General features: G+C 66.3%; 19 protein-coding genes. 8 read left to right on the top strand and 11 right to left on the bottom strand.

Translation table 11 applies throughout. From position 1 onward, the window contains the following. Positions 1-16 precede the first annotated feature (16 nt). The 3 genes from ON44_RS08645 to ON44_RS08635 all read left to right on the top strand — a co-directional run bounded on the left by ON44_RS08645 (position 17) and on the right by ON44_RS08635 (position 3,363). The gene (locus tag ON44_RS08645; RefSeq protein ID WP_040687745.1) at positions 17-931 is read left to right on the top strand and encodes a reductase; all 915 of its coding nucleotides are present in this window, start codon (positions 17-19) and stop codon (positions 929-931) included. 56 nt (positions 932-987) lie between these two features. Then, entirely contained in the window at positions 988-2,490 is a 1,503-nt protein-coding gene (locus ON44_RS08640) for a flavin-containing monooxygenase (RefSeq protein ID WP_040687809.1), read from the top strand. A 102-nt stretch (positions 2,491-2,592) separates the two neighbouring features. Further along, on the top strand, positions 2,593-3,363 hold the full coding sequence (locus ON44_RS08635) for a MerR family transcriptional regulator (protein ID WP_040687806.1): 771 nt from the start codon (positions 2,593-2,595) through the stop codon (positions 3,361-3,363). 300 nt (positions 3,364-3,663) lie between these two features. On the opposite strand, the gene ON44_RS08630 is transcribed toward ON44_RS08635, so the two are convergent. Both ON44_RS08630 and ON44_RS08625 read right to left on the bottom strand, forming a co-directional pair. After that, positions 3,664-6,405 carry an ATP-binding protein gene (locus ON44_RS08630; RefSeq protein ID WP_040687744.1) on the bottom strand — a complete coding sequence of 914 codons (2,742 nt, stop codon included), beginning with the start codon at positions 6,403-6,405 and terminating at the stop codon, positions 3,664-3,666. 60 nt (positions 6,406-6,465) lie between these two features. Further along, entirely contained in the window at positions 6,466-6,753 is a 288-nt protein-coding gene (locus ON44_RS08625; protein WP_040687742.1) for a hypothetical protein, read from the bottom strand. A 150-nt stretch (positions 6,754-6,903) separates the two neighbouring features. Here ON44_RS08625 and ON44_RS50040 point away from each other — a divergent pair, with 150 nt between their 5' ends. Together ON44_RS50040 and ON44_RS08620 are read left to right on the top strand one after the other, a co-directional pair. Next, entirely contained in the window at positions 6,904-7,077 is a 174-nt protein-coding gene (locus ON44_RS50040) for a hypothetical protein (protein ID WP_157187081.1), read from the top strand. Positions 7,078-7,154: 77 nt separating this feature from the next. Beyond that, positions 7,155-7,622: a hypothetical protein gene (locus ON44_RS08620; RefSeq protein ID WP_040687740.1), complete on the top strand. Its 468-nt coding sequence runs from the start codon at positions 7,155-7,157 to the stop codon at positions 7,620-7,622. Between the two features lie 21 nt (positions 7,623-7,643). Here the strand turns inward: ON44_RS08620 and ON44_RS08615 are convergent, their stop codons facing one another. From ON44_RS08615 to ON44_RS08580, 8 genes are read right to left on the bottom strand one after another with little or no spacing between them, the layout of a single operon-like run. Then, the gene (locus ON44_RS08615) at positions 7,644-8,582 is read right to left on the bottom strand and encodes a UbiA prenyltransferase family protein (protein WP_051181756.1); all 939 of its coding nucleotides are present in this window, start codon (positions 8,580-8,582) and stop codon (positions 7,644-7,646) included. After that, the gene (locus ON44_RS08610; RefSeq protein WP_040687738.1) at positions 8,579-9,211 is read right to left on the bottom strand and encodes a nitroreductase family protein; all 633 of its coding nucleotides are present in this window, start codon (positions 9,209-9,211) and stop codon (positions 8,579-8,581) included. Before ON44_RS08610 ends, ON44_RS08615 begins: the two co-directional genes overlap by 4 nt. Beyond that, positions 9,211-10,197 carry a ScbA/BarX family gamma-butyrolactone biosynthesis protein gene (locus ON44_RS08605; RefSeq protein WP_245567067.1) on the bottom strand — a complete coding sequence of 329 codons (987 nt, stop codon included), beginning with the start codon at positions 10,195-10,197 and terminating at the stop codon, positions 9,211-9,213. The genes ON44_RS08610 and ON44_RS08605 overlap by 1 nt, the downstream gene beginning before the upstream one ends. Next, a complete protein-coding gene (locus ON44_RS08600; protein ID WP_040687735.1) occupies positions 10,194-11,114 on the bottom strand; it encodes a nucleoside-diphosphate kinase in 921 nt (306 codons plus the stop codon). Before ON44_RS08600 ends, ON44_RS08605 begins: the two co-directional genes overlap by 4 nt. Continuing rightward, positions 11,111-12,202 (bottom strand): SDR family oxidoreductase, encoded by a 1,092-nt coding sequence (locus ON44_RS08595; RefSeq protein ID WP_040687733.1) that lies wholly within the window; start codon positions 12,200-12,202, stop codon positions 11,111-11,113. Before ON44_RS08595 ends, ON44_RS08600 begins: the two co-directional genes overlap by 4 nt. Beyond that, positions 12,199-12,522, bottom strand: a complete 324-nt coding sequence (locus tag ON44_RS08590) for an acyl carrier protein (RefSeq protein WP_083897728.1) — start codon at positions 12,520-12,522, stop codon at positions 12,199-12,201. The genes ON44_RS08595 and ON44_RS08590 overlap by 4 nt, the downstream gene beginning before the upstream one ends. Further along, the gene (locus ON44_RS08585; RefSeq protein ID WP_040687731.1) at positions 12,519-15,920 is read right to left on the bottom strand and encodes an AMP-binding protein; all 3,402 of its coding nucleotides are present in this window, start codon (positions 15,918-15,920) and stop codon (positions 12,519-12,521) included. The genes ON44_RS08590 and ON44_RS08585 overlap by 4 nt, the downstream gene beginning before the upstream one ends. Continuing rightward, positions 15,907-18,654: a phosphoenolpyruvate synthase gene (locus ON44_RS08580; protein WP_040687730.1), complete on the bottom strand. Its 2,748-nt coding sequence runs from the start codon at positions 18,652-18,654 to the stop codon at positions 15,907-15,909. The genes ON44_RS08585 and ON44_RS08580 overlap by 14 nt, the downstream gene beginning before the upstream one ends. Before the next feature lie 262 nt (positions 18,655-18,916). On the opposite strand from ON44_RS08580, the gene ON44_RS08575 reads away from it, so the two are divergent. The 3 genes from ON44_RS08575 (at position 18,917) to ON44_RS48070 (ending at position 21,679) form a co-directional block, all read left to right on the top strand. Next, positions 18,917-19,630 (top strand): ESX secretion-associated protein EspG, encoded by a 714-nt coding sequence (locus ON44_RS08575; RefSeq protein WP_040687728.1) that lies wholly within the window; start codon positions 18,917-18,919, stop codon positions 19,628-19,630. 86 nt (positions 19,631-19,716) lie between these two features. Next, on the top strand, positions 19,717-20,091 hold the full coding sequence (locus tag ON44_RS08570) for a hypothetical protein (RefSeq protein WP_040687725.1): 375 nt from the start codon (positions 19,717-19,719) through the stop codon (positions 20,089-20,091). Between the two features lie 175 nt (positions 20,092-20,266). Next, complete coding sequence (locus ON44_RS48070) at positions 20,267-21,679, top strand: hypothetical protein (RefSeq protein WP_083897726.1); 1,413 nt, start codon at positions 20,267-20,269, stop codon at positions 21,677-21,679. A 90-nt stretch (positions 21,680-21,769) separates the two neighbouring features. Here the strand turns inward: ON44_RS48070 and proB are convergent, their stop codons facing one another. Next, positions 21,770-22,897, bottom strand: a complete 1,128-nt coding sequence (proB, locus tag ON44_RS08560; protein ID WP_174415018.1) for a glutamate 5-kinase — start codon at positions 22,895-22,897, stop codon at positions 21,770-21,772. Positions 22,898-22,962 lie beyond the last annotated feature (65 nt).

Below are 22,962 nucleotides of genomic sequence, written 5' to 3'. Positions count from 1 at the left end.
AAGCGATCGCCACGCTATGGACTTCGACGACATGCTCCGCAAGATCAAAGATCGCCAGTGGGCGCTGGCCGATATCGACTGGGATGCCCCCGGCGCGGAAACGATTTCGCCCGAACTGCACGCCAAACTCAAGCCGTTCATGGCCGATCTGATGTGGATCGAGAATGTCGGCGCGCGCGGCTTCGCCGCCATGGCGAAGAAGGCGCCGACCGAAACGCTGCGCGAGATCTACCGCTACTTTCACGCCGAGGAGCAGAAGCACGCCAATGCCGAACTCGCCCTGATGCGGCGCTGGGGCATGCTCGACGGTGACGAGATCCCGCAGCCGAATGTGAACGTCAAGCTGGTCATCGACTTCCTGGACCAGTACTCCGACGATATGTCGCTGTCGTTCCTCGGCACGGTGATTCCGATGCTGGAGGTCGCCCTCGACGGTGCGCTGATCAAGTTCATCATGGACGAGATCGAGGATCCGATCTGCCAGGAGGCCTTCAAGAAGATCAATGCCGACGAATCCCGGCATCTGGCCGTGGATTTCGCGGTGATGGATCTACTTGGCCACGCACAGATGCGCAAACTGCTCATCGATCTGGTGGGCGGGTGGGCCAAGCCGACGTTCATCATCGGCGTGCTGAGCTATGTGCCGCTGCTGAACAAGATGCGCGACAATATCGTCGAGATGGGCGTCGACGAGGAGAAGTTGTATGCGGCGCTGAAGCGCTATGCGAATGTCGGCGAGCGTAGTGAATTCGCGCGCAGGCTGCCGATGTATCAGATCGTGAAGATGCACGGCGGCTGGGTGATCAACCGTGGCCACCCCTATCACCTACTGGCCGACGCACTGGTCAAGATCACCGCCCGGGTGCCGAAGCGGCTGCTGCGCCCGCAGCCGACCTGGTCCAAGGAACTCACCTACGAGCCCGCGGCATGACGGAGGACCAGCTGAATACAGCATCGCGCAGCGATTCGATGGGCAGCGGTCGGGCGATGGGTGGGCATACCGTGGATGTCGCCATTATCGGCGGCGGATTCGCCGGTATCGGTGCCGCGATTCGCCTGAAGCAAAAGGGAATCGGCGATTTCGCGATCTTCGAACGCGGCACCGCGATCGGCGGGACCTGGCGCGACAACACCTATCCCGGTGCGGCGTGCGATATTCCGTCGCGGCTGTACTCCTACAGTTTCGCGCCGAATCCGAATTGGTCACAGACCTACTCCGGCAGCAGCGAAATCCTCGGCTATATCGAGTCGATGGCCGCGAAGTTCGGACTGCACAAGCATTTTCGCTTCGGCCACAACGTCACCGGAATCGCGTTCGACGAGGACGCCGGGGTCTGGCACATCACGATCGAGGACCGCGTGGAGACCGTCCGCGCCAGAACGGTGGTGTTGGCGTCCGGACCACTGGCCAATGCGAGTCTGCCGAATATTCCCGGCATAGCGGACTACCGGGGACACAAGATCCACAGTGCCCGTTGGGATCACGACTACGACTTCACCGGTAAGAAGGTGGCGGTCGTCGGCACCGGGGCCAGTGCGGTGCAGATCATTCCGGAGCTGGTGGAGCGGGCGGCCTCGGTCAAGGTGTTCCAGCGGACGCCGGGATGGGTGCTGCCCCGAGTCAATCGGCGCACCACCCCGCTGACCAAGCAGCTCTACCGCAGGGTGCCCGCGGCCGAATCCCTCTCGCGCCTGGCCTGGTTCTACGGGCACGAATCGGTCGCGCTCGGAGTGGTCTGGAATACCCCGCTGACCAGGGTCGTCGAACTGGTCGGGCGAGCCCAACTGCGCAGGCAGGTCAAGGATCCGTGGCTGCGTCGCCAGCTCACCCCGGATTTCCGGGCCGGCTGCAAGCGGCTGCTGATGACCGACGACTACTACCCGGCCCTGCAACGCGACAACTGCAAGCTGGTCACCTGGCCGATCGCCCGCATCGCCGAACACGGCATCCGCACCGCGGAAGGTGTTGAGCACCAAGCTGATTGCATCGTCTTCGCTACCGGATTCGATGTCTCCAAGACCGGCACGCCCATTCCGGTCGTCGGCCGGGACGGGCGGATACTGGCCGACGAGTGGCACCGCGGCGCATATGCGTACAAGAGCATCGCGGTATCCGGGTACCCGAATCTGTTCTTCACCTTCGGGCCGAATTCGGGGCCGGGACACAATTCGGCGCTGGTGTACATGGAGGCCCAGATCGACTATCTGGTGAGCGCGATCGGCACCATCCTGGACCGAAATCTGCGCATGCTCGATGTGCGCAAGGACCGCCAGGACCGCTACAACGCGGCGATCCAGCGGCGCCTCGACAGCACCACGTGGAACTCCGGCTGCCGCAGTTGGTATCTCACCGAGGACGGGTTCAATGCGACCATGTATCCGGGTTTCGCCACCCAGTACGTGGGCCAGCTGCGGACAGTGAACCTCGACGACTATCACGTCGTACCCGCCGCGCGCACGACGGAGCAGCGGATCGCGGCGGTTTCCTAGGTGACGGGCACTGGCGACCGGGACGCTAGACTCGGTCGGTTCGAAGACCGCATTCCGGCCGCCGGTGCAAGCGTGCCCTAGTCGCTATGGGAGGTGATACCGGTGCCGGAGTACCGGATCGATGATCTCGCCCGCGCCGCGGGCACCACGAGCCGGAATGTGCGCGCCTATCAGGAGCGCGGACTGCTACCGCCCCCGGTCGGCAAGGACGGGCGCGCCAGCATCTACGACGATTCGCATCTGGAGCGGCTGCGACTCATCGACGCGCTGCTGCAGCGCGGCTTCACCACCGCCCATATCGCCGACTTCATCACCAGTTGGGAGACCGGCAAGGACCTCACCGAGGTGCTCGGCCTGCAGCACGCGGTGACGGCCCCCTGGGCGAAAGACGAAACCTTCGAGGTGCCCCGCGAACTGATCGGAACCATTCTCGGCACCGATACCGACGAACTCGTCGACCGGCTCGCGGGGATGAAGCTGGTGCGGATCGAGGGCGATACCGTCGCCTTCACCGATACCGCACTGCTCACCTCATTCGCCGAATTGCACGAATACGGCCTGGACCTGCGCACGCTCATCGAGATCTACGCCAAGGTCGCCGACCGCATCGATGACATCACCCACATCATGATCACGGCCGCCAAACAGCACATCGTCGACGAACACGGGCCCGGCTGGCTGCCGGAGACCAGCGGCGAAATCGCCGACACCACAACGATGCTCAACAAGATGCGCGAACTGGCCGTCGCCTCGGTGCACGCCACCCTGGCCCGGTCGCTCGATGTCACGCTGCGCCGCGAGTTGGGCGATTACCTCGCCACCGCCGCGGAGCGCGAACGCGGACGTACCGGTTCATTGCCCGACGCGCCTTGACCGCCAGCGAAATTCGCTGGGGTGCGCGTTGGTTTCGGAGGTTCACGCCGCCGATTGTCCGAGCTCGGGCCGACCGAGCGTTTCGGCTCGGCAGGCTCGGTGCTCGGGGCACAGATAGGCAAATCCGGGCCGGATGAATGCCGGGTCCAGTCGCTGTGCGAACGTCAAGTTTTCGCGACGCCAGCAATCGCCGCATACCACTGTGTTCATGTGGCACCTCATTCCGCTCACGGGACGTGTCACGAGGAATTCCCAATTCCGGCGGAATCAATGCCATGTGAGCCCATGGCAACACAACCGTTACTTCGGACCCGGGTTCCTGCTCACCCAGGCCGCGATCTGACTGCGATTGGCGAATCCCAGCTTGGTCAGGATGTGTTGGACGTGGTTCTGCGCGGTGCGCTCGGATAACACCAGTTCGCTCGCGATTTCGCGGTTGCTTTTGCCGGTGGCGACGAGGGCGGCGACTTCGCGTTCGCGTGGTGAGAGCGTCGCGCGGTTCAGCGGTGTCGCGGCGAGGGCGCGCAGGCGCTGCGCCCAGGGGGCCATACCGTAGGACTCCGCCAGTGGCAGTGCGGATTTGGCCATGCTAACGCCGTCCTCGGTAGCGCCGCGGCGGATCAGGAGGTCGGCCAGTTCACAATCGGCCTCGACAGCGAAGCAGCGAGCGCCGATCTCACGACAGATCTTGCGCGCGGTGCCGAGATCCTGTTCAGCCGTGTCCGAATCGCCCAGCGCGGCGGCGAATTTCCCGAGCCACAGAGTGATCGGGCCGAGGTAGTGTCCGTTCCCACCGCCGCCGACCACGTGGCCGTCGCGATAGCGGGCGAGACGCTGCGCGAAGTATCGGATATCGTCATCCAGGCCGAGCCCAAGGGCGACGGCCCCACCGACCACCAGCCCATTGAGGGTGAAGTAGGGCGGAATCGCCCATTCCCGCGGTGGACCGAGGCTTCGGTACAGCGGTTCGGCCTCGGCGGTGCGTCCGCATTCCACCAGTGCAAACGATGTGCCCAGCCGACCGAAGATCTCGTTGCGGACTTCGCTGCGCGCCGAGAGCGGTGGCAGTTCGAAGCTGATATCGAGGTGGCCGCGATGGTGACCGATAGTGGCGACCAGCGCCCGGTACGCGCCGTAACCCGCCGGATGGCCGATCGATTCGGCCAGTTCGCGCGCCTGCCCGCCGAGCCGCAGTGCGTCGTCCAGATCCCCATGGCCCTGTGCCAAGGCCGCCTCGGCCACCAGCAGATTCCAGCGCGCCATCGGCCCGCCAGTATGCCGCACACACCAGCGCAGCCGCGACAGCTCACTGCCAATCGCCGTGAGTTCGCCACGCTCCCACAGCGAGTCGATGGCCCAAAGCCTGCCCCACAGCTCGATCGAGGGGCTGCGCAGGCTCAGTCCGGCATCCGTCATGCGCGCGGCCAACTCGGCGCGCTCCACGCGGTGTTCCGGTGCGGCGCAGGCGAGTTGGCGTGCGCGCAAGGCGGCAACCAGGGCCTCCGGATCACCGCACGCGTCGGCGAGCTTCAGTGCGGACCGGCTCGTCTCGTCGACATGGTCGAGCAGACCCAGATACACCGAGGCCTCCGTCGCCCGCGCGAGCAGCCGCGTCCGCAGCAGATCCGACAGGCCGTCGAATTCCATTGCTTCCGTGCACCATTCACGAATGTCGCGATCCCAGACACGATCACCGACCGGCTCGAGTACCAATGCGCACTCCGCGATCAGGGTGGCATCGCCGACGCGACGGCCGATGGTCAGCGCGGCAACGCAATCCGCGCGGGCCGCACCCAGATCGCCCGCTCGCAGCCTCGCCGTCGCCCTTGACAGCAGCAATCTGCCCCGATCGGCGGCGGCCGATCCGGCGGCATGATCGAGCGCCAGGCCGTAGAGCCGCACGGCCTCCTCGAATGCCAACTCCCGCGATGCCGCATCGCCCGCGCGACGCGCCCAGTGCACCGCCGGACCGTGTTCGCCCGTCACCGCCGCTTCCGCCCAATGTCGGGCCAACGCGGCCGAATAGTATTCCAGCGCATCGGGATACAGCTCCTCGATGGCCGCTGCCGCCCTGGCGTGCAGAATCACCCGCTGCTGCAACAACAGGCTTTCCTGCAGTGCGGCACGCACCAGCGCATGGCCGAATCGCACCGCGCCCGGCCCCGAACCCATCACCAGCAATCCGGCGGCGACGGCCTCGTCGACCGCGGCCAGACACTCCAGCGCGGGCCTGCCGATCAACCGCGACGCCACCGCGATCGGAAACTCCTCGCCGAGAATCGAGGACGCCCGCAGCAACTCCTGGGTACGCGGCGCGAGCGGCACCAGTCGGCCGCGGACCACCTCACGCAGGGTCGCCGGCAGTTGCAGCGCCCCCGTCTCCTGTAGCGATCGCCCGAGTTCGCGCAGGTAGAACGGATTTCCAGCGGTCATCGAATAGGCGTCGAAGGTGATCTGATCCGGGACGACCCGTCCGGCCTCGGCCTGTAGGCACTGTGCCGAACTCTCCGGCGACAGACCGGTCAGGCCGAGTGTCCTGGTCACCGGCTCCCGCAGCAGATCCGGTTTGATCGCGCGCCAGCCGGTCGCGGCAGCGGATACCGCGTCACGTTCGGTGGCGCACACCAGGATTCGCTTACCGCGCAGATTCCGGATCAGATGCAGCAGCGCCTGCAGCGACGGTTCATCTGCCCAGTGGATGTCATCGATGACGAACAGGGCCGCGGTGCCATCGAGACGATCGGCAAAGCTTTCGAATAGCGCGGTGCGCTCGACGGGTGCGACGTCGACGGTCGGTAGATCGGCAAGGGCCTGCCGCCACAGCCAGAACGGCGGTCCGTCGGGCAGTTCCAGCGCCCGGGTCCACAGCGTGCGCACACCCCGCGCCTGCGCGCGCTCGGCCAGTTCGGACACCAAACGGGTCTTGCCGATACCCGCCTCGCCGGAACACAAGACCAACTGCGGATTTCCGTTCACCGCAGCGTCGAGCCAGCGGAGCAGATCGGCAAGTTCGTCTCCCCGCCCGATCAGCTCGGTCGACACGTGCCACCTCCGAGACGTTGACATTACCCGCGCGGTGGTGCGCACGAGCCGGCATCGCGACTAGGACGCCATGCCGTCGGTGCTCACATCGCCTTCGAATGCGTGGACGCTCGCATCCGGACCCGGACGCACCCCCGCGCGTTCGAATGCCGGGAACAGCCGTTCGGCCGCATATCGGTCGGCGGCGGCCGCCGATTCCCAGACGTCGACTATGTGCAATGCCCCGTCGGATACCCCGACGATATGCAGCAATTGCCCCGTGATCGGCGCACCCCCGAGTTCGGCCACGACCGCCCGGTACTCCGGCAATCCCACTCCGGGCGTGCGCGTGATGTTGATGTACGGCATGGTTTCTCCTACCTCATGCCACCGTCGGGTGCGGTGGTTGCAGCGAGATTACGAAGGAACCGGCAGGTCCGGCGTCCGCCGAACTACTCATTCCAGCTACTCATTCGCGCAGGTAGCCTGGTAAGTAGCACGATTCGAGAGGGTTCGGTCATGGCGTCGGATAGTTTCGAGAGCGGAGTTGCGGACCCGCGCGCCCGTTGGCGGCACCTGCCGAAGGAACCGGACCACTATGTCGAGGAAACCCAGGTGGATCCGACATATTCGTCGTACACGCTGCCCGCGGTCGATCCCACCCAGGATTTCATCCGGCTCTACGGCGGCTGAGGCGTTTCAGATCTTGCGATAGGGCGAGTCTCTGTCGAAACTGGATCGGTCGAAGTTTCGCGAGTGCAGGAGCCAACATGGCCGTCACAGCTGTTCGTCGTATCTCGTCCGGGTTCGTTGTTCTCACCGCGGTTGTCGCGTTGGGCGGCGGGTCGTTGCTGGCGTCCGGCGCCGCCGGCGGCGCACCGGGGGATGTCACCACCACGGTGACGCTATCGGGGCAGGCGGCCACCGGATGCACGGCTCAGGTGAAGGCGACGGTGGCGGGGAGTTCCTCGCTCGGGCTCGGGAATTACATTCCACCGGTGGAGTTCTGGGATGACGGAACCTTCCTCGGAAGTGTCACACCGACGGTGAACAAGGCTACGCCGTCGAACGGTGTCTCGTTGACCGCCCAGGTCGATTGGAAGCCCGCCACGACCGGCAATCACACGGTGCGCGCGAAGTATGTGGGCGGCAATTACACGCCGGAGTCGGAGGGCTCGGTTGTGGTGCGCGTCGGAACAGGCACCGATCTCGGGTCGGCGTGCTTACCGATCGGCTGAAATCAGCTGCGGGCGTTGGACTTACGTCAGCGTGATCGCCTGCACGATCAATGCTGTGTACAGCGTCAGGATGAACAGGACAGCCGGGAGCACCGGATAGTCCGGCTTGCCGCCGCGCAGGAACTTCACCGCTCCCCAGATAGGAAGCAGTAAGAGCGCCGACGGAATCCAGGCGATCACCGCCTGCGCCGACGTGTACGTCCATGGTTGGACGAGGGCAATGTCGGTGGCGGCGGCGACGGCGGCACACAGCAGTCCGAACGCGGTGCTGCCCATCGCGCCGAGGGCATTGGAGTAGAAGTGCTCGTCGGTGCGTGGTGTGCGAGATGTCTTGCGAGCGAATTCGAATTGCAAGAACGCACCCGCGAAGATCAGAGCGACGGCTGCGGTCTTCCAAGTGGCGCGGACTTCGCCGGTGTCGGCGGCAGAGAGGACGACATAGGCGGTGACCAGGAGTTGAACCGGATAGGTTACGGCCAGATTCGCCAGGATATCGGTTCGGACGGTCGCCGATAGGCGCTCGAGGCCCCACAGCGCCAGGCCGTAGGCGAGGACGGCGGCGATCATGAGCGCGGAGACCACCGAGAGCGTCAGGCTGGCGACGATCGCACCGACGGCGATGACGGCCATGGCGGCACGGAGTTCGGTGGCGGAGATCGCACCGGTGACCAAGGGGCGGTCCGGGTTGTGCACGCGGTCGTAGTCGAGGTCCTTCTGTTCGTCGACCATGCGCAGATACAGCAGGACGAACGCGACGACGACGATGCGCAGAACCGTGGACCCGGTGGGATGCCAGGCCGAATCCGGTTGTGACACAAGGGCCGCAGTGCCCTCCAACGCAAGCACCCAGAGCACGCCGTACAGGACGTAATGCGGTTTGTACATGACCGCGGTGAAGCGCCCGATGCGGACGACGGAATCGAGCAGACCGGAGGACGACGTCCCAGCGACGTCGCTCATGCCTCGGTCCACCGATCCCACATGGTCACCTCCGCGGCAGGCGTGCGCCGCGAACCCGGCCCCCGAGTACCGGGCAGCAGATGCGCGACCGGCAGCATGGCGACCTGGGTGACCTGCTCGAACGGAATTCCGAGCAGGTCGGCGATGTCTCGCTCATAGGCCAGATGTGCGGTGGTCATGGTTGAGCCGAGCCCACGTTCGTGCAGCGCGAGCACGAAGTTCCAGACCGCCGGGTAGATCGAGCCGTAGAAACTGGCCAGCAGCAGCGGCGAGGCGTTCGCGGGTGGGCGACCGAGGGAGCACACGATGACCAGTGCGGGCACTTCGTGCAGATGCGCCGCGAGATGCTGCCCGGAGGCCAGATCACCGAGTTGGTCCGGACGGGGTGTGCGCGCGGAAAGGTAAGCGGCGAAACCCTTTCGGTAGTACTCGGCGATCTGCTGTTTGGTCTCCGGATCCTCGACGACCAGAAAGCGCCACGGCTGACGGTTGGTGCCGCTCGGCGCGTGCACCGCGATATCCAGACAGTCCAGCAGGTCTTGGCGCGCGACCGGACGGGTCGGGTCGAGGCGACGACGGAAGGCCCGGGTGGTGGTCAGCAGGTCGGTGCCCGAGAACTCCTCGTCCATCAGACTCCTTCGGGATCGGCCTCGGAAACCAGTGCGTCCTCGGCGAATTCGAGATCGATTTGGGCGGCCACGGCATCGGCCTGAAGGATCTCGCAGTGGATGACGGTATTGCCCGCCCCTTGGTCGGCAATCTCCGCGGTGCATTCCGCAGGCAGATCGAGCTCGACGAATCGGTCGAAAGTACTTGCCACACATTCGAGTTGGGGCAGGTCGCGCACGACCATCGACAATGCGGTCTGACGGCAGGCCTCGATGAGCAGACTGCCGGGCACATGGTCGAGTTGGTGGTCGAACAGGAAGGGATGGCCGAGATCGGGTACCAGCCGCGCCCGTGCGGTCGCGCCGTCGCGCATCGGCGGGCCGATCACCACATTGCGCCAGTTCTCCCGGCCCACCGCGGCAGGTACGGCGCGTTCGGTAAGCGCCGAGGCACCGCGAAACTCGCCGAGCTCCAGGCTGTCCCGGAATCCGCTGCGCAGCGCCGACCACTGCCGTGCGGTCACCCAGGAAAAGGATCCGTCGACCGTCAGCATCGGCTCGCCGTCGGATTCGATCTCGAGCACCATATCGAGACCCTGCAGCACGCCACCGCGCTGATGGCGCTGCGGAACTCGCACATGCATCACCAGATCGGCGGGCGCGGTGCGCACCTCCCAGGCGGCGGTGTCGCATCCGGTGCCGTTGAAAGTGCGCACCACGAAGGCCATTTCGTTCGGCACACCGTAGAACTTGTGCGTCAGTGCGATGGCAGCCTGCCGGGCCGCCTCCATGACCACCAGCGGATCATGCCGCACCGCAAGAGATCCGGCGTGATCGCCGTAATACGCGTGCATTCTGGGTAGTTGTGCTCCGGCGACAAAGGTGTGCTCGCCGACGGCATCCAATGAGGTGACGAACACCTCCGAGACCGCGCATCGGTGTGCGAGTTCCCGGGGGATCGTGCGGGTATGGCTCGCCGTCTGCACGGCGGCCGCGTCTGTGGTCACGTTCGACCCTCCAACCATTCTTCGGCGGACACCGGCCGCAACGTCTGCGACGCGGTGCCGGTCCGCATGGGAAGTACATAGGATCCGAGTACGATCGCCGACCACGGATCCAGCTCCCGGCCATCAGCCCAGGCCCGATACAGCAACTGCGCGCAGTCCGTATCCGAGGCCGGATCGAAGCCGGATGGGGCCGACCTACCGCCCCGTGTCGAATCGTGTAGCACCCGGTCGAGCGCGTCCGCCCGATCGAAGCTGCGCGCGGGTGTGCGCGCATACAGTTCCTCGGCGATCGCAGCCGCGTCGGCCGCGCGGTCCGCGCCGGAGCAGGCTTGTGCGATCACCGCTGCCCGGCTCCATTCGTCCAGGTAGATGGCGAGTTCCCGCAGTACGTCGGCGGGATCGTCGGGCGAATGCACCAGGTTCAGCAGGTAGTTGTGACGGCCGAGTAGATACCGCAGCTCACCGGGGCGGCGCTTGCGCGGATCGGTGGCACCCTTCGCCTCGGTCAGCCGCACCGGCACGGGCAGTTCGCCGTCGGGTGCGTGCACGACGAGTACGAGCACATCCGAGATGGCGACCAGCAGATCGGCCAAGCGGCGGCGTTCGGGGGAGGCGATATTCCACGCGAAGTACCACAGTGCGCGAGCGAGATGCCGGTCGACCGGGACGCGGAACGCGCTGACCACACGAAACCCGTTGTCGGCCAACCAGTTCAGTGTCGGATCGACGGAACGCGCGACAATCGCGTCCGGCTTGAGCAGCAACAGGGAATGCGCCCTGGCGAATTCGGCCGCGTCGACGCCGAGTCGATCGAGTTGGTCCACCGATTCCTGCACGTAGGTGTCGGCGACGTAGGCGTCGACCTTCCGCGGCGACGGCGTCAGCACGCTCAGCAGCTCCCGCAACGACTCGCTCATGGGGCGGCTCCGTCGAAGTCGTTGCTCGCCAGGATGTCCGCGATCGACGGCAGCGGCATGCCGAGGTATCCCGATTCCAGGCAGTAGTCCAGCAGTACCCGCAGATACTCCTTGCCGCTCGCCGGAGACGGCTTGCCGAGCAGCACGTCGGCGTGGGCGGTGTCGAATACCAGCCGCCGCCGGAAATAGCTGGTGTAGAGCGAACCGATGCGGCGGTAATATTCGCGCTCGATCGGCTCGAGATCGTCCTCGGCGAAGGTCGCTTCCGGCACGAAGGTGGCGACCTCGAAGGACGGATATTCGGCCAGCACATCGGAGACCTCGCGCAGCGAGAGGGTGTCGCGGCCGAGCGCATGCAGCGTGCGATTCTGCGCGGAGTCGAAATCCAGGACGGCCGCGGCGATTACATCGGCGACATGGTCGACCGGCGCCAGCGAAAGCGTCGCGTCGTAGCGGCCGGGCAGCGAGCGCAGCTTGCCCTCGACCATGAGTTTCACGACGGTGTAGAGGTTCTTGTACTCCCGAATCGTGCCGGTATCGCTCGCTCCGGTCACGATGCCGGGGCGCACGATCGCCCACGGCAGGCCCTGCTCCCCGGCCGCCAGCACCAGCTTTTCGGCGCGAAACTTGCTGTCCTCGTAGCCATTTCCGAAGGTTTGACCGGCGTCGAGTTCGTCCTCGGCGATCGTGCCGCCCCGCATACCGCAGACGTAAGCGGTGCTGACGTGCACGAGCGGCACCTCCCACTCGCGGGCGAGTCCGATGGCATTCGCGGTGCCGACCACATTGAGTTCCTCGTAGTCAGCTGCCGATGCGTCGAATGCCGTTGTCGCCGCGCAGTGCACGATGATGCCGGCCCGCTCGGCCAGATCCTCGGTATCGCGCTCGGACAGGCCCAATCCGGGCAACCGCACGTCACCCGCGACGGCGGTACCGGCCTCGATCAAGGTGCCGTCATTGCGCACGATGGTCGAATTGCTGTGCAGCACAGCGGCGACCGGTCGGCTCGCGGCCGCAAGCCTGGCGACAACCTCGGCACCGACCAGTCCGGCCGCACCGGTAACCAGCACGGTATCGCCGCAGCTCATAGTGGCACCTCGCCAGCCGCCAAACTGCCAGAGACCAGGGCGATCACCGCATCGACCCGGCGCACGCCCACCAGTTCCTCGGGCCGGTAGCGCGGCAGTTCGAACGCACGCTCGAGGACGACGGTGAGTTCCATCAGACGCAGCGAATCGAAGCCGAGATCCTCCACGAGGCGATGCTCGTCGAACAATTCGGCGGGCGGTTCCGGGGCCGTGGCCAGGACGATCCGGCGCACCTTGTCGGCAGTCGCAGTATCAGCCACCGCAGGCCCACCCGTCACCCGGCCGCCGTCCCGTGCCGAATCGCTGCGCGATGCCCTCATGACTCTCCTTCCCGCAGATGCGGTTGTTGGCCACCGGAGGCCAGCAGATCGCGGGCCTCGTCCAGGGGCAGGTCGGTATTCAGGTACCCGGCGATGCGCAGCCAGTCGTAACCGATTGCCAGCGTGCGCCGCCACTGCTCACGTGAATCGAAGGAGGCCGGGAATCCCGTTGTCGTCTCCGCCCCCGCCGCGACCGATCGGACCAGTGTGACGAAATCATCCAGCACCGCGAGACCCGCGAGAGTATCTCCGCCCTTTCCGATTATCTCCGAGAAACGGACCCGCCGTGCCGATTCCAGCTGCGTCAGCAGATCGTCGCGACGCAGGGCGTGGTCCGGCAACAGCCGCCGCAGGGTTTGCGCGGGCGCGACGTCGGCGGGCAGCGAGTGGATCCCGAATGCGGACAACAAGACACGCACTGCCATGGCGATGAGCCGATGTGCGGCGATATCGGCGACGGCGCCCTGGGAATTCTTGACCGCACCCGCCAGGTCCTCCCTGGCGTTTTCCAGGACGACGTTGGACCACACCAGATTCAGCGCGCATTCGGTGAATCTGGTTGCGGGCATGGGCGACAGCGTCGCGATCACATCGTCGCGGGTGGCACCGGTCAGGCCAAGGGCGGGCGCGGCCGCGTACGGCACCGGGGTGTACGGCTTGACCGGCTTGCACATTGCCAGCGCGGGTTCGATGAGTTCCCCACCGCGCCAGTGCAATCCGACCAGACCGAGTCCGAGGAACTCGAGCAGATCCGCGGCGATGTCGTGTTCGGCGCGGCCGAGGACATCGCGCAATGAATGCCGGAATACCACCGAACGCCAGGCACGGGCCGCGCTGTCCGAGAGCGCGAAGACGTCATGGTCGTCGCGGATTACATGGATGCGCCCGCCGATTGTCCAGGTGGTGACTCCTGGTCGGCGTGCGAACAGGATCTGGTGCGGATCATCGGCGATCTCGGGCACGCCGAGCGCCGTCGCCAGCTCCCAAACCTGTTCCCACGCGACCTGTTCGGTCGGTTCGGTGAGGTCGTTGTAGCGATCGATGAGCGGATCGGCTCCGATGCGGTCGAGTTGGTGCGGCAGCCACTTGGTTTCCAGGTAGCTTTCGCCCTTGCGGGCGGCCCAGCCCTTCATCGCCTGGAGCAGTCCATCGCGCGCCCAGTCGGCGGCCTCGGCCTCGGCCTCCAGGGCCCGCAGCGCGACCGCGTATCGCAGCGCCTGCGTCGCGCGCCGAGTCCACCAGTCGGCCACCAGCGCCGTGAACCTCGAATGTGGCAGCAGTGCACGCAATTCCGCGACGTTCGGTTCGCCGGGCCGGACCACGGTAGCGCGCAGGAATCGCTGACACCGGTTGAGCAGATCCTCGTCGATCTTGTCCGACCCACTCGCCGCCAGCTCCAGCTGATTGCGCAACTGCGCCTCGGACCGTGTCCGCACCTCCACGCGCCGACCATCGATGAACAACACCGTCGGCAGTGTCGGCAACTCCTCGTCGCCGGTTGCAACAACCAGGAAGTCGACATCGGATCCGGCATTGCCGAAGCCCTCCGCCAGCGAACCCTCGAACAGCACAGTCGAATCACGCGGTACCGCAACACTTTCCAGTGCCCGATCGAGCAACTGACGCACTCGCTCGGCAGGCAGTGCAGGCTCGGGCACGGCATCGTCGATAGCCGGGCTGTCCGTACGCGGTTTCGATTCGGTGGTGCCGTCGGCCGCGTGCACCACCGCACCCGCCAACGCGCCCTCCGCGAACAGCCGCCACATATGCCGACGCCGCGGTTTACCGCTCGAAGTGCGGCGGATGATGCCGCGCGGGCCGGTCACGATGTTCACCGTCTGTGCGGGCCCGAGTTCACCGCGAATGATCCTGCGCGCCTCGGCAATCCAGTCTCCCGGTGCCGATTCGGCGAACAGCGCGATGCCCTGGGCACCGGCCTCGGTGATCGCGACGGCGGCGAGTTTGCCCTTGGTGATTCCGGTTTCCTGGGCCACCCGGGATTCGATGTCCTCCATGAACACCGACCGGCCGCGGACCTTCAGACTCGACCCCATGCGGCCGAGAACGAAAACCTCACCGTTGTGCAGGAATCCAGCGTCGCCGGTGAACAGCACCCGCTCGACGATCCGCGTCGACGAACCGGCGTTCGGTTCGCCGGAGTAGCCCAGCGCGACCGAATCCCCGACGACGATCATCTCGCCGAGGGTGCCGTCGGGCAGTTCCCGACCGTCTTCGTCGACCACCCGCACGGTCGATTCGGGCGTCGAGTAGCCGAGTCCGGTGATCCACCCGGAGCCCTCGACACGGTGGGTGTCGTCGAGCAATTCTTCGGCCGAGATCGTAACGGGTTGGCCGAAGCGAAGATTCGGATTGTCGAGCCGCAGTGCGGTAATGGGACGGTTGCGCGCGGAAGAGGTCACCATCAGCGTGGCCTCGGCCAGACCATAGGCGAGGGTGTACGCGTTGGTCGAAAATCCTTGTCTGCCGGCGAGTCCCGCGAAGGACTGCAGATCGGCCACCTCGACCGGTTCGGAACCGACGGCCAGCGTGCGCCAGCCGGACAGATCCAGATCCGCGATCTCCTCGGGCGCGACGCGATGCGCCACATAACCGAGCGCGAACGACGGCGACGGCGTGTGCTGTGCGTGCGACATGGCGCGCAGCCAGCGCGCCGGATCGCGGACGAACTGGTCCGGGCGCATCAGATACAGCTCGCCCTGATTGGTCACGGTGGTGAGGAATGCGCCGACCAGGCCCATATCGTGATAGAGCGGCAGCCAAGAGACCATGGTGTCGCCGTGCCGCCAGTCGATCAGCGTCGAGATCATCGCGATGTTGTTGGCCAGGTTGTGCCAGCTGACTCGTACCCCGCGCGGCGTTCCGGTGGACCCGGAGGTGAATTGCAGCAGCGCGCATTCATCGGGCTCGCCGAATTCGCGCTCCGCCGGCGCGGGCCCCAGCTTCGCGGCATCGATCACCAGCGGCTCGTCCGTGCGGCCCGCCGCCTCCGCCGCTTTGCGCACCAACTGCTCGAACTCGGTCGAGGTCACCACCAAACGCGGCCGGGCCTGCTCCAGAATGGCCGCGATATGGGCGATGATCTGGTCGAGGTCGCCGAACATCGGCGGCGCGACCGGGGTGAACACCCCACCGCAGGCCCATACCGCGTAAAATGCGGCGGCACAGGGGAATCCGGTCGGCATGATCACACATGCGCCATCGCCGCTGCCCATACCGTGTTCGCGCATGCGCGCCGCGATCGACCAGCTCAGCTCCGCGAGATCGTGATAGCTGCGGTACTCCCAGCCGTCGGCCTCGTCGGCAAGATGGATCCCGGCGTCACGTGCCGGATCGGCCAGCCAATTGCGAACTGCGGCAACGTCTTTATCCGGTTTCATCCCGCAGCTCTCCTCCCGACAGCACGGTAACGGTACCGTTCGTGCCGTCGACCCGTATTCCCATACCGGAACGTATCTTCTTGGTCAGGTCCTTGACTTGGACCACCGTCGGAACTCCCAACTCCCGTGCCACGATCGCGACATGGGTGAGGGGACTGCCGCGCTCGATCACCAACGCCGACGCCGAGGGCAGCGCGGCCACCCAACCGGGATCGGTGCGGTATGCCACCAGAATGCCGCCCGCCACGTCGCGTGGCTCGTCGACGACCACCGCAGCGCCCTCGACGATTCCGGACGCCGAGGGCGTGCCGGGCAGGACGGTGCCGACGGTCGCGGCCGGGGTATCGGTGACCGGCACCCAGCCCTGGCGCGCGAGCTCCGCGCGCCCGAAGGTCGGCCCCGAGGTGACGAACCGGGCCGGGGCGACCAGCTCGGCGTCCCTGGCGCGCTGGGCTTTCCGTGCGGCGACCAGATCGCGCAGGCCGCCGCCAGCGGCTGCGTGCACAGCACTGCTGTCGTAGCAGCCGCGCAACTCCTGGACGGTCAGCGCGAAGACATCGTCGAATTCGTCGATGACACCGCGTGCGACCAGATCTCGGCCCATTACCCGGATCATCCGCTTGACCATGCCGAAGGCCCTGGTGCGGCAGAACCGCAGCCGCTCCCGATGCGCCGCGCACCGATTCACCTTGCCGCGCAGGCGTTCATAGATCCGCCGCCGGAAGCCGCGCAGATTGGCGTCGAGATACTCGTCGGCCTCCGCACTGCGGCTGTGCTGTGCCGCCTCCCCGACACGGCCGATCGCGCTGCGCAGCATGATGAACAGGCTCGCGGGATTTTCGCGCAGATCCGGGGTTTCCAGCTTCAGCTCGTCCAGGCTGCGGTAGCCGTAGCGATCGATGTAATCCTCGATCCGGTCGCAGAACTCGGTGCGGTCACGCACGGCGTCGTAGATCTGTTCCGGCGCGGTCGAATTGATCAACGACACCAGTTCGGGATCTCGGCGAACGAACTGCGCGAGCTCGGTCATAGCGCGGGCCGGTTCGGCGGATTCGACATCCGCGCCAGGGCCGACGACGGCGTACAGGAACCACTCCGGCGCCTTCGGCAGCAACAGTTTGGTCAGCAGATACATCAGACCGGTGCAGGTCAACAGGATTGCGTCCAGGACCATCAGCGGACCCCAGCGCTCGACCAGGTCCCGGTCGACCTTGCGATAAGCCGCATAGGCCTGTTCGCCGGTCAGCGTCGAGTAGTCGAGCGCATCGTATTCGTCGTAGACGCGGTAGAAGTCGGTCATGAAGCGCTCGACCATGTCGTCGATACCGAACAGCCGCCGCACATAGGTCACCGTGGTGATCGCCCGCGACCGCAGCCGGGCCAGTGGCGTGCGGAAGGTGAACGGGCGCAAGGTCTTCGCGATCTCGTCGGGCAGCGGTTCGTCGACGCCGAGCGCGGCCTCCAACACCTTCCGGTTCAACGGATACCCGGGTGCGATGCCCACCATCCGGTACCAGTGCAGCAGGTTGTAGTAGACCCGGCCGTGAAAGTAGCCGAGTAGCACCGGAGTCCAGCGATCGGTCTGGCGCAGTTGCGCATCGGGCACGCGCAGCGATTTCGCGTAACCGTGGTACACGCGGCCGTAGATGTCGGCGGCGGTCGTGTAGGTCAGCGGAGAGGTGATGCCGCTGAAACTCTCGATGATGTTGGAGTTGTCCCAGATTCGCTCGTCGCCGTCGGCGAGCTCCTCACCGGCGCCGCGCAGTACCGCACCGCGCACCGGGCCGTCGGCGACCGCCGTGGTGATCGGCCGCGACTGCAGGAACCAGAGGCCGTCGGCATCGATGGCCCACTCGATGTCCTGTGGCGCACCGAAATCGGCCTCCAGCTTGCGCCCCCACTCCACCAATTCGGCCAGTTCGGCATCGGCCAGCACGGCGCTCTCGCGGCGCTGCTGCTCTACCTCGAGCACCGCGCAGCCCTGCTCGCCTGCGGGTGCATAGCTCCGATCCTTGTCCCCCACAGTCGTTTCCAGCACCGTGCCGGACGATTTGTCGACCACGACCGAATCGGCGTCCACCGCACCCGACACCAACCCCTCACCGAGCCCATACACCGCACTGACGACCAATTCGTCTGCGGCGCCGCTGATCGGGTTCGCGGTGAACATCACGCCGCTGGACCGCGCATCGATAAGACGTTGCAGCACAACGGCTATGGCGTCGGCGCGCGGCTGTCCGTGCGCGAAGGCATAGCGGATGGACCGTTCCGAGAATGCCGAGGCCCAGCAGTCACGCACGCGCGCCGCGACCGCGTCGACACCGTTGACATTGAGGAACGAATCGAACTGGCCCGCATAGGACTGGCCGGGACCGTCCTCGACGACCGCCGACGATCGAACCGCGATCGCGCCCGCCCCCAGGCGGCCGTAAGCATCGGCGATCAGTTCGAGGACCGGCTGCGGCAGTGGCGCATCGACGATCGCGGCGCGTAGTTCCGCCCCGGCGGCCAGCGCCGAATCCAGATCGTCCGATGATGTGACATTCAACACAATAGCCGCCGAATCGGCGTCCGTGGCGGTCTCGACAAGGAACCGGTTGAAGACGTCGGTACCGAGCACCGCCCAGTCGGGGACCCGGAAGCCACCATTGTGCAAGGTGTACAACCCACGCGCTTTACCCCCGCCCAGCGCGGCAAATGTCGCCGAGTCGGTCCACGGTCCGAGTACCTGCAAGACTTTTCTCCCATCACCCCCGTTCACCGCACCGGAGCAGGCGCTCCGGCACAAAAGGCAGCGCAAACCGAAGGGGCTGTCTGGATATATCCGAGATTTGCTTTCGACGTTAGCCCGCAAACCTTGGGTACTGCTTGGCAAAGACTTGGTTCGAACGCCCAGAGGCACCAGTAAGCTGACCATCTCGAGCGACCTGCAAGCAGTCGCTAGCGACGCGATGATGTTCGTGGGTTGTTTCGTGCGTTGTAAGGAGTGATTCGGCGTGGGTTGGACCTTCACCCCGGACGAGTTCGCCCATGTCTGGCGCGAGACCGAAGTGGACCGTCACCCGTATCCGCTGCGCATTCTCGAGACCCCGAGAACCGAGTCCGAGGCCGATAAATTGCGCGCACAGTTGGAGGAGCGACTACCGCCGCGCAGCGATCCGGACCTATCGGCGTGCCTGCGGATCATGGCCGCACCACACACCAGAATCGTGGCGATCGGCGGCGGACATGGTCCCGGCACCGAGATCCGGCTACTGGCCTGTGCGATCTACGACCGCGCCGTCCTCGCCATCCAGGAACCCGGTTCCGGACCGGATTTCGGTGGGCGCGTACGACTTTCGATCGGGCTCAGCGCCAAGCTCGGTGCACGGATCGCCGCATTGCTGCCCGCGGTCCCGGCCGGACACGAACCGGCGCGGGCGGCACCCGCCGATGCGATCCGCGACGACGAGACAGTGGTGGTAGCGCAGCGAGCAGTGCCGTCGATCCGGCGTCTGCTGCTCAAGCCGCATACCGCCGAAGGGCATATCCGGATCGAGGGGCGGCTGGACCACCCGTCGCCGCAGCCGCCGATCCACTACACCTGGATCGATGTCAAGGGCGACGGGCGCTATCTGATCAAGGCCGGCGATACCGTGCACATCGTGCCCGCCTCGGCCGAACAACTCGCTACGCAGCTGCAGAAACGTATTCCCGCGCAGGCCCGATAAGTCGTCACCGGCCGGAACTATTTCATCCGGAGACATGGCTAACGGTTAGTCTGAGGCGGACCGACCGATCCCCGGGGGTGTGGTGCATGACGATCGAGAGCAGCCGAGCCGATATTGCCCGCTTCAAACAGGAGGCACAGGCGGGCACCGTCAAGTTCGATCCGGACGCGGCGCGACGTTGCGCCGAAATGTACGACCACCAAGCCGACCGACTCATCTATCTACGCCAACGCCTCGAATCGGCGGGCGAGCTGGACGGGTTCGGCGGATTCATCTCCGCACAGCAGTTAGAGGCCGGATTCGCGCACAAGGCTCGCGACGCCGCCACCCTGCTCGACCACTACATCGAAGCCGCCTACCGCATGAAAGAGGCGTTCCTGATCAGCGGCGGGCTGTTCGAGGAGGCCGATGCCGCGAACGCCGCGGCGCTGCGTGCGATCGAAACGCGGGTGCCGCGATGAGCGGTGCTGCCGCGCAAGGCGGCTGTCGCGCGCCCGGTGGGCGAGGTAGGACACAACGCACTGTTCAGATGGCGTGGGCGAGCGTCAGCGAGGCATACGCACAGGGTGGCTGCCCGGCGGGTCAGGACATGGCGCGCCACGGGATGGTGCGGGCGAGCGTCAGCGAGGCGCGGCGATGAGTGGCAATGATCCCGATTACATCAGCTCGATGGAGCATTTCGAGTCGATGAAGCATGAGGAGATCTACACCAAGACCCAGCAGATCGACGCCGCGCAGATCCTCAACGCATCGGTCACGTGGCTGGAAGTCGCAGGGACGCTGGCCAGTTCGTTTCCATTGACTCGAGCCGGCTCGGATCGGGTAATGAATTCGATGGCCTGGGAGGGTGCCGCCGCCGAAGCCGCCTATGCGAGTGCCCGCAGTTACGCCGACTCCGTCGATGAACTCGCCGCGATCATGGGACAGGTCGGCACCCGCCTCGGCGCGGTGGCCGCGGCCGCCGAGGCCGTGAAGATCGCCGTTGTCCCACCGGGCAATTCGGGCCCGATCGGCACCATAGCCCGACTGCTCGAAGCCGCCCATGTGATCAATGCGCAAATGGTGGAAGAGGCGCTGCGCCAAGAAGCCGTCCTCGCCATGAACATGATCTACAAACCCGCCTACCAAATGGCAGGCACCGCCGTCCCCGGTCTCCCCGCACCCCCTGCCTTACCCGGCACACCAGGCGCGACACCATCGGCACCCACTCAACCCGGCGCGCATGCCCCCCGAACCTCACCCTCCACCCCGGAATCCCAAGCGCCGCAGCCGACCCCCACACCGGAGTTCGAAGCACCACAACCTGCCCCGGCCCCGGCCACACCCGAACCGGCACCGACCCCCTCCACGCCGGAATCCCGAGCACCACAACCAACTCCGGACCCGACGACACCAGCACCCACAACTCCGGCGCCCGGAACCCCGGATTCCCAGCCACCGCAACCCACCCCGGCTCCGCCCGGAACCCCGGATTCCCCGGCGCCACAGCCCACCCCGGCACCCGGCCCACCGGAACCGGCACCGACCCCCTCCACACCGGAATCCCAAGCACCACAACCAACTCCGGACCCGACGACACCGGCACCCACAACTCCGCCCCCTGGAACCCCGGAACCCCAGCCCACCCCGGCTCCGTCCCCTCAGCCTGCTCCGGATCCACAGCCCTCCCCCGCACCTGCCACGCCGGAATCTCCAGCGCCGCAACCAAGCCCGGCGCACCCGACACCGGAATCCCAGGCGCCCCAGCCCACTCCGGCCCCACAGCCGGTGCCTGCCCCAACACCCGAACCATCAACCCAACAAGCACCCCCTCCGACCCCACCCCCAACGCACGAGACCCAACCTCCGGCACCCGCGCCGGCACCCCCAACCCAACAGCCACCCGCGCCCCATGCTCCCGTCCCGTCGGAACCAACCCCTCCCCTCCCCGACCCCGGCGGCCAGCCCGGCATCACCGGCCCCATTCCCGACCAAACCGGCCCCTCCCAACCCCCGCCGACCACCAACCAACCCGGCGTCATCCCAACCCCGGACAGTGTTCAGCGATAACTAGCTCCCGATAAGCACGAATCGGCCAAGCCTCGAAAAATCAGGACGGCGCGGAAGGCGAATCGCCGGAGGCGACTTCGGATGCAGCCGTTAAATCTTGACCAGGTCGTCGGCGTGGATTACCGGGCGTTGCATGGTGTCCGGGAGTTCGGTGGTGGAGCGGCCGAGCATGCCGGTTAGTTCGGTGCTGTCGTATTCGACTACGCCGCGGGCGACTACGCGGTTGTCTGGGGCGATGAGGTCGACGACGTCGCCGCCGTGGAAGCGGCCGCGGACGCCGGTAATGCCTGCGGCGAGCAGGGAGCGACGGCGTTGAGCGACGGCTTGGACGGCGCCCTCATCGATAAGGATGGCGCCGCGGCTGTCGGCGGCGTGGCGGACCCAGAATTTGCGGGCGGAGAGACGGACCGGGCGGGCGGCGAAGGCGGTGCCGACCGTGCCGGCGCTGAGCGCGATATCGGCCTCGGTGGCGGCGGCCAGCAGAACGGGGACGCCCGCGTCGGCTGCCAGCCGGGCCGCGGAGAGTTTGGAGGCCATGCCGCCGGTGCCGAGTGCGCCGCCGCTGCCCGCGATGACGCCGTCGAGGTCGGCGCTGCTGCGGACCTCGGGTATGAAGTTGGCGGCGCCCTTGCGCGGATCGCCGTCGTAGAGGCCCTCGACATCGGAGAGCAGCACCAGCGCGTCCGCGCCGACCAGATGGGCGACCAGTGCGGCGAGGCGGTCGTTATCGCCGAAGCGGATCTCTTCCGTTGCGACGGTGTCGTTTTCGTTCACGACAGCAACCGCACCGAGGGAGCGCAACCGGTCCAGGGTGCGCTGGGCATTGCGGTGATGCTCACGGCGCGAGAAGTCGTCGGCGCTCAAGAGCACCTGCCCGACCGTCCGCCCGAACCGCGCGAACGAGGTCCCCCACGCATGCGCCAACGCCAACTGCCCGACGCTGGCCGCGGCCTGCTTGGTAGCCAGATCCCTTGGGCGACTTGTCAACCCGAGCGGAGCGAGGCCCGCACCGATCGCACCGGACGAAACCACGACCACATCGGACCCGGCCCGCATCCGCGCCTCCACCGCATCGGCCAGCCGATCCAGTCGCGCCATATCGAGACCGCCCTTAAGGCTGGTCAGCGCCGAAGACCCGATCTTCACCACCACGCTGCGCGCCGAAGCAATCGCAGTCCTGGCCTCACTCAGCCCGGACTGCGACAGCACCTCGGCCATCCCCGAACTCACCTGCATCGCAACCGAACTCCCTGTACCACAACAGAACTCGTCGTACCCGCCAG

The sequence above is a fragment of the Nocardia vinacea NBRC 16497 genome, assembly GCF_000308835.1.
Taxonomy (GTDB): Bacteria; Actinomycetota; Actinomycetes; order Mycobacteriales; family Mycobacteriaceae; genus Nocardia; species Nocardia vinacea.
Note: the sequence above shows the minus strand (reverse complement) of the source record. Positions and strands in the feature narration are given on the sequence as shown.

What these genes read in the sequence shown, in the direction of transcription:
- ON44_RS08645 (WP_040687745.1), top strand. Translation starts at nt 17, where the DNA reads ATGGACTTCGACGACATGCTCCGCAAGATCAAAGATCGCCAGTGGGCG.
- ON44_RS08640 (WP_040687809.1), top strand. Translation starts at nt 988, where the DNA reads ATGGGTGGGCATACCGTGGATGTCGCCATTATCGGCGGCGGATTCGCC.
- ON44_RS08625 (WP_040687742.1), bottom strand. Translation starts at nt 6,753, where the DNA reads ATGCCGTACATCAACATCACGCGCACGCCCGGAGTGGGATTGCCGGAG.
- ON44_RS50040 (WP_157187081.1), top strand. Translation starts at nt 6,904, where the DNA reads ATGGCGTCGGATAGTTTCGAGAGCGGAGTTGCGGACCCGCGCGCCCGT.
- ON44_RS08620 (WP_040687740.1), top strand. Translation starts at nt 7,155, where the DNA reads ATGGCCGTCACAGCTGTTCGTCGTATCTCGTCCGGGTTCGTTGTTCTC.
- ON44_RS08615 (WP_051181756.1), bottom strand. Translation starts at nt 8,582, where the DNA reads ATGAGCGACGTCGCTGGGACGTCGTCCTCCGGTCTGCTCGATTCCGTC.
- ON44_RS08610 (WP_040687738.1), bottom strand. Translation starts at nt 9,211, where the DNA reads ATGGACGAGGAGTTCTCGGGCACCGACCTGCTGACCACCACCCGGGCC.
- ON44_RS08600 (WP_040687735.1), bottom strand. Translation starts at nt 11,114, where the DNA reads ATGAGCGAGTCGTTGCGGGAGCTGCTGAGCGTGCTGACGCCGTCGCCG.
- ON44_RS08595 (WP_040687733.1), bottom strand. Translation starts at nt 12,202, where the DNA reads ATGAGCTGCGGCGATACCGTGCTGGTTACCGGTGCGGCCGGACTGGTC.
- ON44_RS08590 (WP_083897728.1), bottom strand. Translation starts at nt 12,522, where the DNA reads ATGAGGGCATCGCGCAGCGATTCGGCACGGGACGGCGGCCGGGTGACG.
- ON44_RS08585 (WP_040687731.1), bottom strand. Translation starts at nt 15,920, where the DNA reads ATGAAACCGGATAAAGACGTTGCCGCAGTTCGCAATTGGCTGGCCGAT.
- ON44_RS08570 (WP_040687725.1), top strand. Translation starts at nt 19,717, where the DNA reads ATGACGATCGAGAGCAGCCGAGCCGATATTGCCCGCTTCAAACAGGAG.
- ON44_RS48070 (WP_083897726.1), top strand. Translation starts at nt 20,267, where the DNA reads ATGAGTGGCAATGATCCCGATTACATCAGCTCGATGGAGCATTTCGAG.
- proB (WP_174415018.1), bottom strand. Translation starts at nt 22,897, where the DNA reads ATGGCCGAGGTGCTGTCGCAGTCCGGGCTGAGTGAGGCCAGGACTGCG.